General features: G+C 74.4%; 11 protein-coding genes. 5 read left to right on the top strand and 6 right to left on the bottom strand.

Going from position 1 to position 14,335, the window contains the following annotated elements; translation table 11 throughout:
• Positions 1–65: 65 nt before the first annotated feature.
• Positions 66–1,853 (top strand): bifunctional metallophosphatase/5'-nucleotidase, encoded by a 1,788-nt coding sequence (locus A4V12_RS32225; RefSeq protein WP_064073035.1) that lies wholly within the window; start codon positions 66–68, stop codon positions 1,851–1,853.
• On the opposite strand, the gene A4V12_RS32220 is transcribed toward A4V12_RS32225, so the two are convergent.
• The 5 genes from A4V12_RS32220 to A4V12_RS32200 form a co-directional block, all read right to left on the bottom strand.
• Entirely contained in the window at positions 1,850–3,262 is a 1,413-nt protein-coding gene (locus tag A4V12_RS32220) for a lysine N(6)-hydroxylase/L-ornithine N(5)-oxygenase family protein (protein ID WP_064073034.1), read from the bottom strand. The two genes, A4V12_RS32225 and A4V12_RS32220, sit on opposite strands and share 4 nt — an antisense overlap.
• The gene (locus A4V12_RS32215) at positions 3,259–4,683 is read right to left on the bottom strand and encodes a pyridoxal phosphate-dependent decarboxylase family protein (protein ID WP_064073033.1); all 1,425 of its coding nucleotides are present in this window, start codon (positions 4,681–4,683) and stop codon (positions 3,259–3,261) included. Before A4V12_RS32215 ends, A4V12_RS32220 begins: the two co-directional genes overlap by 4 nt.
• Positions 4,684–4,934: 251 nt before the next feature.
• Positions 4,935–7,418 (bottom strand): aminopeptidase N, encoded by a 2,484-nt coding sequence (gene pepN / locus A4V12_RS32210; RefSeq protein WP_064073032.1) that lies wholly within the window; start codon positions 7,416–7,418, stop codon positions 4,935–4,937.
• 98 nt (positions 7,419–7,516) lie between these two features.
• Positions 7,517–7,834 carry a chorismate mutase gene (locus tag A4V12_RS32205; protein ID WP_064073031.1) on the bottom strand — a complete coding sequence of 106 codons (318 nt, stop codon included), beginning with the start codon at positions 7,832–7,834 and terminating at the stop codon, positions 7,517–7,519.
• Positions 7,835–7,845: 11 nt separating this feature from the next.
• Positions 7,846–8,733 (bottom strand): helix-turn-helix domain-containing protein, encoded by an 888-nt coding sequence (locus tag A4V12_RS32200; protein ID WP_064073030.1) that lies wholly within the window; start codon positions 8,731–8,733, stop codon positions 7,846–7,848.
• 133 nt (positions 8,734–8,866) lie between these two features.
• On the opposite strand from A4V12_RS32200, the gene A4V12_RS32195 reads away from it, so the two are divergent.
• Entirely contained in the window at positions 8,867–10,648 is a 1,782-nt protein-coding gene (locus A4V12_RS32195) for a glycoside hydrolase family 35 protein (RefSeq protein ID WP_064073029.1), read from the top strand.
• A 176-nt stretch (positions 10,649–10,824) separates the two neighbouring features.
• Here A4V12_RS32195 and A4V12_RS32190 read toward each other — a convergent pair whose 3' ends face one another.
• Entirely contained in the window at positions 10,825–11,598 is a 774-nt protein-coding gene (locus tag A4V12_RS32190; protein ID WP_064073028.1) for a S1 family peptidase, read from the bottom strand.
• A gap of 225 nt (positions 11,599–11,823) precedes the next feature.
• Between A4V12_RS32190 and A4V12_RS32185 the strand changes: the two genes are divergently transcribed.
• From A4V12_RS32185 to A4V12_RS39320, 3 genes are read left to right on the top strand one after another with little or no spacing between them, the layout of a single operon-like run.
• The gene (locus tag A4V12_RS32185) at positions 11,824–12,717 is read left to right on the top strand and encodes a hypothetical protein (RefSeq protein WP_064073027.1); all 894 of its coding nucleotides are present in this window, start codon (positions 11,824–11,826) and stop codon (positions 12,715–12,717) included.
• Positions 12,718–12,774: 57 nt separating this feature from the next.
• Positions 12,775–13,935, top strand: a complete 1,161-nt coding sequence (locus A4V12_RS32180) for an ankyrin repeat domain-containing protein (protein WP_234372421.1) — start codon at positions 12,775–12,777, stop codon at positions 13,933–13,935.
• Entirely contained in the window at positions 13,929–14,252 is a 324-nt protein-coding gene (locus tag A4V12_RS39320) for a HEAT repeat domain-containing protein (RefSeq protein ID WP_234372420.1), read from the top strand. The genes A4V12_RS32180 and A4V12_RS39320 overlap by 7 nt, the downstream gene beginning before the upstream one ends.
• Positions 14,253–14,335 lie beyond the last annotated feature (83 nt).

The following is a 14,335-nucleotide window of genomic DNA, read 5'->3' as shown; positions in this document are numbered from 1 at the left end:
GCTGTTGCGGGGGGCGTGTCTGCGCCAGAATCTACGCGCGTCATGCACAGAACGAAGGAGATCACATGCCGTTGAATCGTAGGACTTTCCTGGGCACTTCGGCCGTCGCGGGTGCCGGTGCGGCGGTCGCCGGGGCGGTCGGCGCCGCACCCGCGGCGGCGGCGCCCCGGGCGAAGCGGTACTCCTTCACCGTCATGGGGACGACGGACCTGCACGGCAACGTCTTCAACTGGGACTACTTCACGGACCGGGAGTTCGACGACAAGGCGCACAACGACGTGGGCCTGGCGAAGATCTCCACGCTGGTGGACCGGGTCCGCGAGGAGAAGGGGCGGCGCAACACCCTGCTGATCGACGCGGGTGACACGATCCAGGGCACCCAGCTGTCGTACTACTACGCCAAGGTCGACCCGATCACCGCCCGGCGCGGCCCCGTGCACCCCATGGCGCAGGCGATGAACGCGATCGGGTACGACGCCGCCGCGCTCGGGAACCACGAGTTCAACTACGGCATACCGGTGCTGCGGAAGTTCCAGGAGCAGTGCGACTTCCCGCTGCTCGGTGCCAACGCGCTGGACGCGAGGACGCTGCGGCCGGCGTTCCCGCCGTACAGCATGCACCGGCTGTGCACGCCGTACGGGCGGGACGTGCGGGTGGCGGTGCTGGGGCTGACGAACCCGGGCATCGCGATCTGGGACAAGGCGAACGTGAGCGGGAAGATGGTGTTCCCGGGTCTCGAGGAGCAGGCGGCGAAGTGGGTGCCGAAGCTGCGTTCGATGGGCGCGGACGTGGTGATCGTGTCGGCGCACTCGGGGTCGAGCGGGACGTCGTCGTACGGGGACCAGCTTCCGTACATCGAGAACGCGGCCGGTCTGGTGGCGGAGCAGGTGCCGGGGATCGACGCGATCCTGGTGGGTCACGCGCACACGGAGATTCCCGAGTACCGGGTGACCAACAAGGAGACCGGCAAGGACGTGGTGCTGTCCGAGCCGCTGAAGTGGGGGCAGCGGCTGACGCTGTTCGACTTCGATCTGGTGTGGTCGAAGGGCCGCTGGACGGTGGAGAGGGTCGGCGCGCAGGTGCTGAACTCCAACACCGTGGAGGAGGACCCGCGGATCGTGAAGCTGCTGGGTGACGAGCACGAGAAGGTCGTGGCGTACGTCAACCAGGTCATCGGTACGTCGACCGCCGTGATGTCCACGGCCGACGCGCCGTGGAAGGACGAGCCGATCATCGACCTGATCAACCACGTCCAGGCGGAGACGGTGAAGGCGGCGCTGGCGGGCGGGGAGTACGCGTCGCTGCCGGTGCTGTCGCAGGCGTCGTGCTTCTCGCGTACGGCGCGGATCCCGGCGGGCGAGGTGACGATCAAGGACGCGGCGGGGCTGTACCCGTTCGAGAACACGCTGGAGGCGCGGCTGCTGACGGGCGCGCAGCTGAAGGAGTACCTGGAGTACTCGGCGCGGTACTACGTGCAGACCCCGGCGGGTGCGCCGGTGGAGCCGGCGAAGCTGACGAACGCGGGCGGGACGCCGGACTACAACTACGACGCGGTGTACGGGCTGTCGTACGAGATCGACATCGCGAAGCCGGCCGGGTCGCGGATCGTGAACTTGTCGTTCGAGGGGAAGCCGCTGGATCCGGCCGCGCGGTTCGTGCTGGCGGTGAACAACTACCGGGCGGCCGGTGGTGGCGCGTTCCCGCACGTGGCGGCGGCGAAGCAGCTGTGGGCGAATTCGGACGAGATCCGGAACACGATCATCCAGTGGGTGAAGGCGCAGGGGACGGTCGACCCGGCCAGCTTCGCGTCGGTGGACTGGAAGCTGACCCGGGACGGCGTGCCGGTGTTCTAGGGGGTGCGGGTGGTTCGAGCGGGAGGCGTCTGGCGGGGAATGCCGGGCGCCTCCTGGCGTTCGAGGCCGAAGGTGGTGAAGGCGGTGCGGCGCGGGAGCGGGTAGGGCTCCTTGCCGGTGAGGTGGTTGAGGATGGTGGCGCTGCGCCAGGCGGCGAGGCCGAGGTCGGGTGCGCCGACGCCGTGGGTGTGGGTCTCGGCGTTCTGTACATAGAGGGAGCCGGTGACGGAGGGGTCGAGGACGAGCCGGTGGTGGGCGTCGACGCGGGGGCGGTCGCGGGAGTCGCGGCGCATGTAGGGCTCCAGTCCGGCGAGGATGCGGCCGAGGGGGCGTTCGCGGTAGCCGGTGGCGAGGACGACGGCGTCGGTGGTGAGGCGGGACCGGGTGCCCTGCTGGGTGTGTTCGAGGTGGAGTTCGACCTTGGTGGTGGCGAGCCGGCCGGCGGTGCGGACGCGGACGCCGGGGGTGAGGACGGCGTCTGGCCAGCCGCCGTGGAGGGTGCGGCGGTAGAGCTCGTCGTGGATGGCGGCGATGGTGTCGGCGTCGATGGCCTTGTGGAGTTGCCACTGGCGCGGGAGGAGGTCGCCGCGGACGTGTTCGGGGAGGGCGTGGAAGTAGCGGGTGTAGTCCGGGGTGAAGTGTTCGAGGCCGAGTTTGGAGTACTCCATGGGGGCGAAGGCCTCGGTGCGGGTGAGCCAGTGGATCTTCTCGGCTCCGGTGGGGCGGGTGCGGAGGAGGTCGAGGAAGATCTCGGCGCCGGACTGGCCGGAGCCGATGACGGTGACGTGCTCGGCGGCGAGGAGCCGGTCGCGGTGGTGGAGGTAGTCGGCGGAGTGGATGACGGGGACGTCGGGCTGTTCGGTGAGGGGGCGGAGGGGTTCGGGGACGTGGGGTTCGGTGCCGACGCCGAGGGCGATGTGGCGGGTGTGGGTGCGGCCGGGGGCCTGGGTTTCCCCGTCGGGGCCGAGGCGGGTGTGGTCGACTTCGAACAGGTCGCGTTCGGGGTTCCAGCGGACGGCGTCGACGCGGTGGGCGAAGTGGAGGCCGGGGAGGTGGTCGCTGACCCAGCGGCAGTAGGCGTCGTACTCGGTGCGGTGGGTGTGGAAGCGCTCGGCGAAGTAGAAGGGGTAGAGGCGGTCGCGGCCCCGGAGGTAGTTGAGGAATGACCAGGGGCTGGTGGGGTCGGCGAGGGTGACGAGGTCGGCGAGGAACGGGACCTGGAGGGTGGTGCCGTCGATGAGCTGTCCGGGGTGCCAGTGGAAGGCGGGGCGCTGTTCGTAGAAGGCGGTGGCGAGCCCTCCGGGTACGCCGTGGGCGAGGGCGGCGAGGGAGAGGTTGAACGGGCCGATGCCGATGCCGACCAGGTCGTGGGGGTGGTCGGGGTCGAGCTGGGGTGTGCTGCCGGTCATCGGGTGGTGCTGCCTTCCACGAGTGCGGTGAGTGCGAGGAGTTCTCGGAGGTCGTCGGGGGTGGTGTGGGGGTTGAGGAGGGTGGCTTTGAACCAGAGGCGCCCGCCCGCGCGGGCGCGGCCGAGGACGGCGTGGCCGCGGGTGAGGAGGTCGCGGCGGGTCTCGGCGACGGTGTGGTCGGGGGCGCCGGCGGGGCGGAAGAGGACGGTGCTGAGGGTGGGGCGGGCGTACAGGTCGAGGCAGGGGTCGGTGTCGACCAGGTCGGCGAGGTGCTGGGCGGTGTCGCAGACGCGGTCGACGAGCCGGCCGAGGCCGGTGCGGCCGAGGGCGCGCAGGGTGACGGCGATCTTGAGGATGTCGGGGCGGCGGCTGGTGCGCGGGGAGCGGCCGAGGAGGTCGGGGAGGCCGGCCCGGGTGTCGTCGTCGGCGTTGAGGTAGGGGGCGGTGTGGTGCAGGGCGCGCAGCCGGTTGGTGTCGGGTACGGCGAGGAGGCCGGCGGCGACCGGTTGCCAGCCGAGTTTGTGCAGGTCGAGGGTGACCGTGCCGGCGCGGTCGAGGCCGCTGAGGAGGTGGCGGCGGGTGTGGCTGAAGAGGAGGGGTCCGCCGTAGGCGGCGTCGATGTGGAGGGCGGCGCCGTGCCGGTCGCAGAGGTCGGCGATCTCGGGGAGGGGGTCGATGCTGCCGGTGTCGGTGGTGCCCGCGGTGGCGGTGACGAGGAGGGGGCCGCGGAGGTCGGTGAGGACGGCGGCGAGGGCGGTGAGGTCGATCGTGCCGTCGGGTGCGGGGACGGTGACGGGTTCGGGGAGGCCGAGGAGCCAGGCGGCGCGGTGGAGCGAGTGGTGGGCGTTGGCTCCGCAGACGGTCTGGAGGGTGGGGCCGTGGTCCTCGCGGGCGAGGAGCAGGGCGAGTTGGTTGGACTCCGTGCCGCCGGTGGTGACCACGGCGTCGGGGGCGGGTCCGGTGGGGTGGGTCTCGGTGGCGAGGGCGCGGGTGACGAGCGTTTCGAGGGCGGAGGCGGCGGGGGCCTGGTCCCAGGAGTCGAGGGAGGGGTTGAGGGCGGAGGCGGCGAGGTCGGCCGCGGCGGCCAGGGCGAGGGGCGGGGTGTGGAGGTGGGCGGCGCAGTGCGGGTGGGCGGGGTCGGCCGCGCCGTGGGCGAGGGCGGTGACGAGGGCGCGGAGGGCTTCCTCGGCGCCGGCGCCGCGGTCGGGCAGGACGTCCGCGAGGGTGTCGCGCAGCCGGGCGGTGGTCTCCCGGGGTCCGCCGGCCGGTACGGGTCCGCCGCGGGTGGTGGCCCCGTCGCGGAGGGCGTCGAGCACGGTGTCCAGGAGCGGCCGTAGCGCGTCGGCGCCCTCGGGGCCTCCGGCGAGGGGTGGTGGGCTCCACTGGGTGCTCGACGGGGCGGTCCGGGGGCTGCTGCTCATGTCGCCCAGCGTGGCGCGGTGCGGCGGGGCGTGGTTGCGCCGTGGGGCGATCGCTACCCGAAAGGGGGACGAGGGGGTTGCGGGGCGCGCCGGGCGTGCTATGGGGGCGGTGCGGTGGTTGCCGGTGCGTGGGGGCGGGGGGTGCGGGTGCGCTCCGGCCCGGCGGCCCCGCCCGGAGGCCCCGCCGGGCTGCCCCGCCCGGGTCGCCGGCCGTGGGCCGGTCGTCGGGCGGGGCGGGGCGGGGCCGGGGGTCAGACCTTGCGGACCGCGAGGGCGCGGCGGAGGTCGTCGATCTGGTCGATCAGCTTGCGGCGGAGGGCCGGGAGGAGGTCGTCGGCCGCGAGGTGCTGTTCGGCGAGGCGGAGGTGGGCGGCGTCGACGGCGTGGGCGGGGAAGGCGTGGCGTCCGGCCGCCTCCGCGATGGCGGGGCCGCGCCGGTCGGCCAGCGCGGTCGCGTCGGGGTAGAAGCGGGGCACGTACTCGCGTACCAGCTCGGCCTGTTCGGGCTGCCAGAAGCCCTGCGCGGTGGCGGTGAACAGGTAGTTGGAGAGGTCGTCGGAGGTGAACATGCGCTCCCAGGCCGCGGCCTTCGCCTCGGCGGTGGGCAGGGCGGCCCGGCAGCGGGCGGCGCCCTCCTGGCCGGTGGCGCTGGGGTCGCGGTCGAGTTCGGCGGCGATGGCGGCCTCGTCGGTGGCGCCGAGGACGGCGAGCCGGGCGAGGATGCGCCAGCGCAGTTCGGGGTCGAGTTCGGGACCGCCGGGGACGCCGCCCTCGTCGAGCCAGCCGTGGAGGGTGCCGTCGCGCTCGGTGGCGTCGATGTAGTGGCGTACGGCGGTGAGGCGCAGGCCCGGGTCGCTGCCGTCCTCGGTGCGGCGGATGAGGTCGCGGGTGAGGTCGGTGATGAGGGCGAGGGCGGCGGGGCGGTCCTCCGCGGTGACGTAGCGGTCGGCGATGTGGGCGGAGGCGAAGCCGAGGACGCCCTGGACGATCGCGAGGTCCTTCTCCTCGGGGAGGTGGGCGCGGGCGGTCTCCAGGTAGGTGACGGGTTCGAGTTCGCCGTCGCGGACCATGTCGCGCAGGGCGTTCCACACGACGGCCCGGGTGAGGGGGTCGGGGATGCCGGAGAGGGTGCGCAGGGCGCGTTCCTCGGAGTGCTCGTCGAGGCGGATCTTCGCGTAGGTGTGGTCGCCGTCGTTGAGGACGACGAGTGCCGGGCGGGGGCCGGGGAGGTTGACCGGGGCGGTCTGGGGGACGTCGATCTCCAGGCGGTCGCGCAGGACGAGGCGGCGGGTGTCGCCGAGGTCCTGGTCGTAGACGCCGGCGGTGATGCGGTGGGGCCGGCTGCCGGTGCGGGTGACGGTGAGGGTGCCGGTGGTCCGGTCGTACGCCGGTGCGAGGGTGTCGACGCCGGTGGTGCGCAGCCACGCCTCGGCCCAGGTGTGGACGTCGCGGTCGGTGGCGGAGGCGAGGTTGTCGATGAAGTCGGCGAGGGTGGCGTTGGCGAACTTGTGGCGGGTGAAGTGGGTGTTGATGCCGGCCAGGAAGTCCTTCTCGCCGAGCCAGGCGACGAGCTGGCGGAGGGCGGAGGCGCCCTTGGCGTAGGAGATGCCGTCGAAGTTGAGCATCGCGGAGGCGGTGTCGGGGACGGCCTCGGGGTCGGGGGCGACGGGGTGGGTGGAGGGGCGCTGGTCGGCGTCGTACCCCCAGGCCTTGCGGGCGACGCCGAAGTCGATCCAGGTGTCGGGGAAGCGGCTGGTGGCCTCGTTGATGATCTGGTAGCCCATGTACTCGGCGAAGGACTCGTTGAGCCAGATGTCGTCCCACCACTTGAGGGTGACGAGGTCGCCGAACCACATGTGGGCCATTTCGTGGGCGATGACCATGGCGCGGGTCTGGCGTTCGGTGACGGTGACGGCGGAGCGGTAGACGAACTCGTCGCGGAAGGTGACGAGCCCGGGGTTCTCCATGGCGCCCGCGTTGAACTCGGGGACGAAGGCCTGGTCGTAGGAGTCGAAGGGGTAGGGCTCGTCGAACTTCTCGTGGTACCGGTCGAAGCACTGGCGGGTGACGTCGAGGATCTCGTCGGCGTCGGCGTCGAGGTACGGGGCGAGGGAGCGGCGGCAGTGGATGCCGAAGGGCAGGCCGGCGTGCTCGGTGCGGACGGAGTGCCAGGGGCCGGCGGCGACGGCGACGAGGTAGGTGGAGATCAGCGGGGTGGGGGCGGCCTGCCAGCGGCCGTCGCCCTGGTGGGTGGTGACGCCGTTGGCGAGGACGGTCCAGCGGTCGGGGGCGGTGACGGAGACGTCGAAGACCGCCTTGAGGTCGGGCTGGTCGAAGGCGGCGAAGACCCGCTGGACGTCCTCCATGAACAGCTGGGTGTAGACGTAGGTCTCGCCGTCGCTGGGGTCGGTGAAGCGGTGCATGCCCTCGCCGGTGCGCGAGTAGCGCATGGCGGCGTCGACGCGGAGGGTGTGCTCGCCCTCGGTGAGGGTGAGGGGCAGCCGGTTGTCGGCGAGGGTCTCCGGGTCGAGGTGTGCGCCGTCGAGGGTGACGGAGCGCAGGGTGGCCGGCTTGAGCTCGACGAAGGTGGTGCCGCCGGTGCGGGCGGTGAAGTGGATGACGGTGGTGGAGTCGAAGGTCTCTTCCCCGGTCGTCAGGTCGAGGCCGACCGTGTAGCGGTGGACGTCGAGGAGCCGGGCTCGGGTCTGCGCTTCGTCGCGCGTCAGTACGGGCATGGGGCCATGCTGCCCGATGGGGCGGGGCCGGGGCACGGGTGTTCATCTCAGGGCTGAGCGGGCGGGGTCGTGCGCCGGTGCCGTCCGGGTGGTGCGGGTCAGGTGGTCCGGGCGCCGCCGGCGATGGTCTCGTGGTGGCGGATCACCTCGGCGATGATGAAGTTCAGCAGCTTCTCGGCGAACGCGGGGTCGAGGTTGGCGCTCTCCGCGAGCTGCCGCAGCCGGGCGATCTGGCGGGCCTCGCGGGCCGGGTCGGCCGGGGGCAGGTGGTGGCGGGCCTTGAGGTGGCCGACCTGCTGGGTGCACTTGAAGCGCTCGGCCAGCATGTGGACGACCGCCGCGTCGATGTTGTCGATGCTCTCGCGCAGGCGGGTCAGCTCGGCGTGTACGGAGTCCTCGGTCTCGCTGGTGCTCATGGGGAGCGAGCTTAGACGTGTCCCGTGATGATCGTCGGCGGGTGTTCGGCATCCGGGATCCGGGTGCTCCAGCCGCCCGGTACGGCGCGTCCCTGCTGCCGGCGGAAGCGGACGGGTGCGGTGCCGACACGGCGGGTGAACAGGCGGGAGAAGTAGGCGGGGTCGTCGTAGCCGACGCGGCGGGCGACGGCCGCGACGGGCAGGTCGGTGCCGGCGAGGAGTTCCTTGGCGCGGCCCAGGCGGATGCCGAGCAGGTAGTCCTTGGGGCTGCAGCCCGCGCCGCGGCGTACGGCGGTGCGCAGCTCGGCGGGGGTCATGCCGTTGCGGGCGGCGTGTTCGGCGACGGTCAGGGGGCGGCAGGCGTCGCGGGCGAGGGCCGTGAGGACGGGGGTGCCGTCGGGGGTGGTGTCGGCGCGGGTGCGGCGCAGGGTGACGAGCAGTTCGTGGACGGCGGCGGAGGTCTCGACCTCCAGGAGGGGGTTGCCGCGCCGGGCGGCACGCGCGATCCGGCCGATGACGGAGCGGGCGGGCCCCGCGTCGGTGAGGGGGACGACGGGGCGGTCGGGTTCGATGCAGCCGAGTTCGGTGTAGGTGGCGGTGACCGGTCCGGTGAAGTCGACGAAGCCCTCGTCCCAGCCGGTGGCCGGGTCGGGGGCGTAGTGGTGGGGTACGCCGGGGGTGAGCCAGAGGAGGGCGGGTGCGGTGACGGGGGTGCGCCGCCCGTCGGGGAACCGGTACCAGCCGCGGCCGGCGTCGATCACCACGGCGACATGGTGGTCGAGGGTGCGGGGGCCGACCGCGGGGAGGGCGCCGTGCTGGAGTCCGACGCCGAGGCAGACGAGGCCGAGCCGCCGGTGCAGGGGGCCGGGCGTGAAGAAGCGCATCCAGGTGTGGTACATCCGCGGCCTCCCCGGCGCGTCGTCGCGGGTTCGTGTCCGTCCAACCGGCGCCGATCTTTGTCCATGGACCGGCCGGCCGCCAGGGGGCGACAGTGGGGCGCGGTGCGGGTGGCCGGAAGAGGGGGTGGGGTGCGTGGCCGGTTTCACGGTGGGCGACCGGGACTTCCTGCTGGACGGGAGGCCGGTGCGGTTGCTGTCGGGGGCGTTGCACTACTTCCGGGTGCACGAGGGGCAGTGGGGTCACCGGCTGGCGATGCTGCGGGCGATGGGCCTGAACTGTGTGGAGACGTACGTGCCGTGGAACCTGCACGAGCCGGAGCCGGGGCGCCACCGGGACGTGGCGGCGGTGGGGCGTTTCCTGGACGCGGTGCGGGAGGCGGGCCTGTGGGCGATCGTGCGGCCGGGTCCGTACATCTGCGCGGAGTGGGAGAACGGTGGGCTGCCGCACTGGCTGACGGGGCGGCTGGGGCGGCGGGTGCGGACGCGGGACGCGGAGTACCTGGGGCACGTCACGCGCTGGTTCCGCACGCTGCTGCCGCAGGTGGTGGCGCGGCAGGTCGACCGGGGTGGCCCGGTGGTCCTGGTGCAGGCGGAGAACGAGTACGGGAGCTGGGGCTCGGACCGGGACCATCCGCGGTGGGTCGCGGACCTGCTCGTCGCGTGCGGGGTGAGTGTGCCGCTGTGCACGTCGGACGGGCCGGAGGACCACATGCTGACGGGTGGGTCGGTGACGGGGGTGCTGGCGACGGTGAACTTCGGGTCGGGGGCGCGGGCGGCGTTCGAGGCGCTGCGGCGGCACCGGGAGCGGGGGCCGCTGATGTGCATGGAGTTCTGGTGCGGCTGGTTCGACCACTGGGGCGAGGCGCACGCGGTGCGGGACGCGGGGGACGCGGCGGCGGCGCTGGCGGAGGTCCTGGAGTGCGGGGCGTCGGTCAACGTCTACATGGCGCACGGGGGGACGTCCTTCGGCGGGTGGGCGGGCGCGAACCGGTCGGGTCCGCTGCACGACGGTCCGCTGGAGGCGACGGTGACGTCGTACGACTACGACGCGCCGGTCGACGAGGCGGGGCTGCCGACGGCGAAGTTCTGGGCGTTCCGGGAGGTGCTGGCGCGGTACGCGGACGGCCCGCTGCCGCCGGCGCCGGCGCCGCCGCCGCGGCTGGCGGGGCGGGTGGTCGTCCGGTTCGCGCGGTGGGCGCCGCTGGAGGGGGTGCTGGAGGTGCTGGGCGGCGAGGAGCGGGAGGGGCCGGTGCCGCCGTCCTTCGAGGAGCTGGGGGTGGACCGGGGGCTGGTGCGCTACCGGTTCCGCGTCCCCGGGCCGCGCGGGCCGTATCCGCTGTCGGTGGCGGGGTTGCGGGACCGTGCGGTGGTGTACGTGGACGGGGTGCGGGCGGGTGTGCTGGAGGGGGAGCACGTGGTGCTGGCGGAGCCGGTGGCGGGGCCGGCGGAGGTGGAGCTGTGGGTGGAGTCGCTGGGGCGGGTGGGCTACGGGCCGCGGCTGGCGGAGGAGAAGGGGATCACCGGCGGGCTGCTGCACGAGCGGCAGTACCTGCACGGGGTGCGGGCGCGGGGGTTGCGGCTGGACGCGTTCACGGCGGACGGGGTGGCGAGGGTCCCCTTCCGGGACGTGGCGGACGACTCGGGGGCGGGCGGCTCCGTGGCGGACGGGGCGGGGCCCGGGTGTCCGGGGTTGTACCGGGCGGTGGTGGAGCTGGCCGGTGCGGGGGACGCGGCGCTGGAGCTGCCCGGGTGGACCCGGGGGTTCGTGTGGGTGAACGGGTTCTGCCTGGGCCGGTTCTGGGGGGTGGGGCCGCAGGAGTCGCTGTTCGTGCCGGGGCCCGCGCTCCGGGAGGGCGCCAACGAGGTGTGGGTGCTGGAGCTGGAGGGCGCCGGGACCTCCGTACGCCTGGTGTGAGGAGCCGGGCGGGCGCCCGGTGCGGCGGGGCGGCGGGGCGGCGGGGCGCGAGGTCGGCGGGCGGGCGGCCACCGCGCGGGAGGGGCAGGCCCCGCCGGGCCTGCCCCTTTCGTACGTGCCGGTGGTGCCGGTGGGGTGTCCCGTGGGTCGGACCGGCACCACCGGCGGGACTCTTCCTAGAGGGTCGCCGCCGCGGACTTGATGGCGGAGGCGAAGGTGGACACCTCGGTGTACACGCCGGGGTAGTCGGGGCGCGCGCAGCCCTGGCCCCAGCTGACGATGCCGACCTGTATCCAGGCTCCGGCGTTGTCGCGGCGGAACATCGGGCCGCCGGAGTCGCCCTGGCAGGTGTCGACGCCGCCCTGGGTGTAGCCGGCGCAGATCTCCTCGCCGGGGACCAGCTCGTTGCCGTACGACTGCTGGCAGGAGGCGTCCGAGACGAACGGCACGGTCGCCTTGCGCAGGTAGCGCTGCTGGCCGCCGCCCTCACGGGTGGCGCCCCAGCCGGCGACGGTGAAGGTGCCGCTGTTGTACGCCGTGTCGGTGGCGATGTTCAGGGTGGGCAGGTTGATGGGCCGGGCGAGCTTGATCAGGGCCCAGTCCTTGCCCTTGCCGTTGTAGCCGGGCGCCTGGAGGACCTTGGTGGAGCGGACCTTGATGGCGCTCGCGCTCTGGAGGTCCACGACGCCGGCGGTGGCGGTGATGCTGGTGTTGTTGCCGGAGCCGCTGACGCAGTGGGCGGCGGTCAGCACGATCTGCTGGGTGAGCAGCGAGCCGCCGCAGCCCATGGAGAGCCGGACCATCCAGGGGAACTCGCCCTGTGCGGCCTGGGTGCCGCCGACGACCGGCTGGGGGGCGGCGGAGGCGTTGGTGGGCTGGAGGCTGACGGCGGCGAGGACGACGGCGCCGGCCGCCGCGGATCTCTTGAGGGTGCGCAGGATGTTGGTCAACTGTCTGCCTTTCGTGGGGGGTTGTGCCGTGCGCGCACGACGGGCCCGTATCCCGGGCAGCTCAATGACATGAGCCCGTCAAGGCGTGTCCCGGATTATCCGGAGGCCGCCGCGAGGACCACAAGGCCGCGTTTTCGGCCATCCCCCACCGCCCCGCCGCCCCCGCCCGGCCGGGGCATGCCCTCTACAGTGGAGGAAGGTCGACGTCGCACATGGGGGCAGGACGTGGCGAACGGCAGCGAGGTCGTGCACGGCTACCCGCACCTCGGCACCGTGCGGGCGGCGATCACCGCCCTGTACCGCCGGCTGACCCGCGAGGGGCTGCACGCGTACGCCACCAGCGTCGCCCCCGCCGACGTGTCCTTCGCCGACGGCGACGACCTCCACCTGGGCGCGCAGCGGGTGGCCCACGCGCTGGTGCAGCAGCTGCGGCTGCCGGACGCCCGGATGATCGTCAGCTTCCGGGAGATGACCCACGCGGCCGGCGTCGAACTGGCCGCCGGACCCGAGTACTTCGTCGAGCTGAACGACCGCTTCCGCACCCACCGGCGGGACATCGGGGCGGCCCTCGCGCACGAGATCACCCATGTGCTGCTGCACCGGCTCGGGCTGGGCTTCCCCGGCACGCGGGACAACGAGATCCTCACCGACACGGTGACGACCTACCTGGGGGCCGGCTGGCTGCTGCTCGACGCCTACCGCGAGGACGGGGCGACGAGCCAGAAGCTGGGCTACCTCACCCCGGAGGAGTTCGGATACGTCCTGGCCAAGCGGGCGCTGGTGTTCGGGGAGGACCCGTCGCCCTGGTTCACCAGCGCGCAGGCGTACGCGGCCTACACCGACGGCCGGGAAGTGGCCCTGCACGACGGGCGGCAGCCCCCGCTGACGGCGGCCGGCTGGGCGGGCCGGCACCGCTACGCCAAGGACCGCCGCCACGCCCAGGACCACCCGGGGGCCGCGACCGGCCTGCCGTACGCCTTCGAGGGCGGCGGCCCGGACGCCGCACTGCGGGTCTCCTTCCCCTGCCCCACCTGCCACCAGCGCATCCGGATTCCGGTACGCGGCCGGGTACGGGCCCGGTGCGGGCTGTGCCGGACGGTGCTGGAGTGCGACACGTAGGGCCCCGCCCCCGAAATCCGCTTGGCGGCCGGACGGACGCCGGGTGAAGCTCGGGCCATGACCAAGGACACGCAGGCCCTCTTCGAAGCCGTCCACGGCGGCGACGAGGACGCGGTGGTGCGGCTGCTGCGGGCGGGGGTCCCGGCCGGCGCGGCCGACGACGACGGGTGCACCGCCCTCTACCTGGCCGCGGTGAACGGCCGCGCGGGGATCGTCCGGCTGCTGCTCGCCGCCGGGGCGGACCCCGACCGTGCGAGCGGGGCGGACGGCGGGGACCTGCCGCTGTGCGGTGCCGCGTGCCACGGCCACACCGGGGCGGTGCGCGCCCTGCTCGCCGCGGGCGCGGAGGTGGACCGGCGCGAGGCGTTCGGGTTCACCGCGCTGGGGTGGGCCGTGCGCCAGGGGTTCACCGACACCGTGCAGGCCCTGCTGGAGCACGGCGCCGACCCCGGCCTGCCCGGGACGGGGAACGGCACGGAGCCGCCCCTGGTCACCGCCGCCCGGCGCGGCTCCCCCTCGGTGGTGCGGGCCCTGCTGGAGCGCGGTGCGCCCGGAGCGGAGCAGGCCCTGCGCGAGGCGCTGCGGTGGGCCGGGACGGACGTGGCGGAGGCGCTGCGGCGCGACCTCGCCGAGGCGTACGGGCCCGACGGGTACGAGGTGGTGGTCCGGCGGGTGCCGGAGGACGGCGGGGTGACCGTCGTGGTGGAGCTGCTGCGCGACGGCGTGCCCGGGCCGGGAGCCGAGCAGCAGACCGGGCACGCGGCGATCGCCACGCTGCTGGAGACCGCGCTGGGCGTCCGCACCGGCCCGGAGGAGCTGGCCGGTCGGGCCCTGCGCTGCGGCGACCCCGCGCGGGACGACTGGACCGAGGCGGTGACCGCGCTGTGCGGGCGCGGCGACGGGGAGACGCTGGAGGCGGCGCTCGGCTGGGCCGCGAGCGACGACCCGCTGCGCCGGGCGCTCGCGGCGGACGTCCTCGGCCGGCTCGGCGCCGGCGCGGAGCGGGTCCTGCCGGTCCTGCGGGAGATGGCGCGGGCCGAGCGGGACGCCGAGCCGGTGGCCGCCGTGGTCGGGGCGCTCGGGCAGCTCGGCGACCCGGCGGCGCTGCCGGAGGTCCTGCGGCACGCCGCGCACCCCGACGCCGGTGTGCGGCGCGGGGTGGCCGTCGCGCTCACCGGGCTGGTGCCGGCCGGACACCGCGAGGGGTGGAGGTGCTGATCGGGCTGAGCCGCGACGGGGACCGGGAGGTGCGCGACTGGGCGACCCTGGCGCTCGGGCGGGTGCCGGACGACTCCCCCGCCCTGCGGGAGGCCCTGGCCGCCCGGCTGGACGACCCCGACGCCGGCACGGCCGCCGAGGCCGCCCGGGGCCTGGCCGAGCGCGGCGACGACCGCGCCCCGCAGGCGCTGGCGCGCATCCTCGGCAGCGAGGAGCCGGGCAGCGCGGTGCGCGAGGTCGCCGAGGCCGCCCTGGTGCACGTACGGGACGCCCGCGACAGGCGGCGCCTGGCGCACACCCTGCCCCGCCGCCGCTGACCGTCCCGGCCGACGCCCGCGGCCCACCGCGGGCGGCCGACAGCCGGCAGCAACCGTCCGTCCGCCCCGGAGCGGGCCCCGCC

Source organism: Streptomyces noursei, from assembly GCF_001646665.1.
GTDB classification, from domain to species: domain Bacteria; phylum Actinomycetota; class Actinomycetes; order Streptomycetales; family Streptomycetaceae; genus Streptomyces; species Streptomyces lavendulocolor.
The sequence above is the reverse complement of the archived record's forward strand: the minus strand, read 5'-3'. Positions and strand labels throughout refer to the sequence as shown.

Coding starts and splice junctions, on each gene's coding strand:
- A4V12_RS32225 (WP_064073035.1), top strand. CDS start 66: ATGCCGTTGAATCGTAGGACTTTCCTGGGCACTTCGGCCGTCGCGGGT.
- A4V12_RS32220 (WP_064073034.1), bottom strand. CDS start 3,262: ATGACCGGCAGCACACCCCAGCTCGACCCCGACCACCCCCACGACCTG.
- A4V12_RS32215 (WP_064073033.1), bottom strand. CDS start 4,683: ATGAGCAGCAGCCCCCGGACCGCCCCGTCGAGCACCCAGTGGAGCCCA.
- pepN (WP_064073032.1), bottom strand. CDS start 7,418: ATGCCCGTACTGACGCGCGACGAAGCGCAGACCCGAGCCCGGCTCCTC.
- A4V12_RS32205 (WP_064073031.1), bottom strand. CDS start 7,834: ATGAGCACCAGCGAGACCGAGGACTCCGTACACGCCGAGCTGACCCGC.
- A4V12_RS32200 (WP_064073030.1), bottom strand. CDS start 8,733: ATGTACCACACCTGGATGCGCTTCTTCACGCCCGGCCCCCTGCACCGG.
- A4V12_RS32180 (WP_234372421.1), top strand. CDS start 12,775: ATGACCAAGGACACGCAGGCCCTCTTCGAAGCCGTCCACGGCGGCGAC.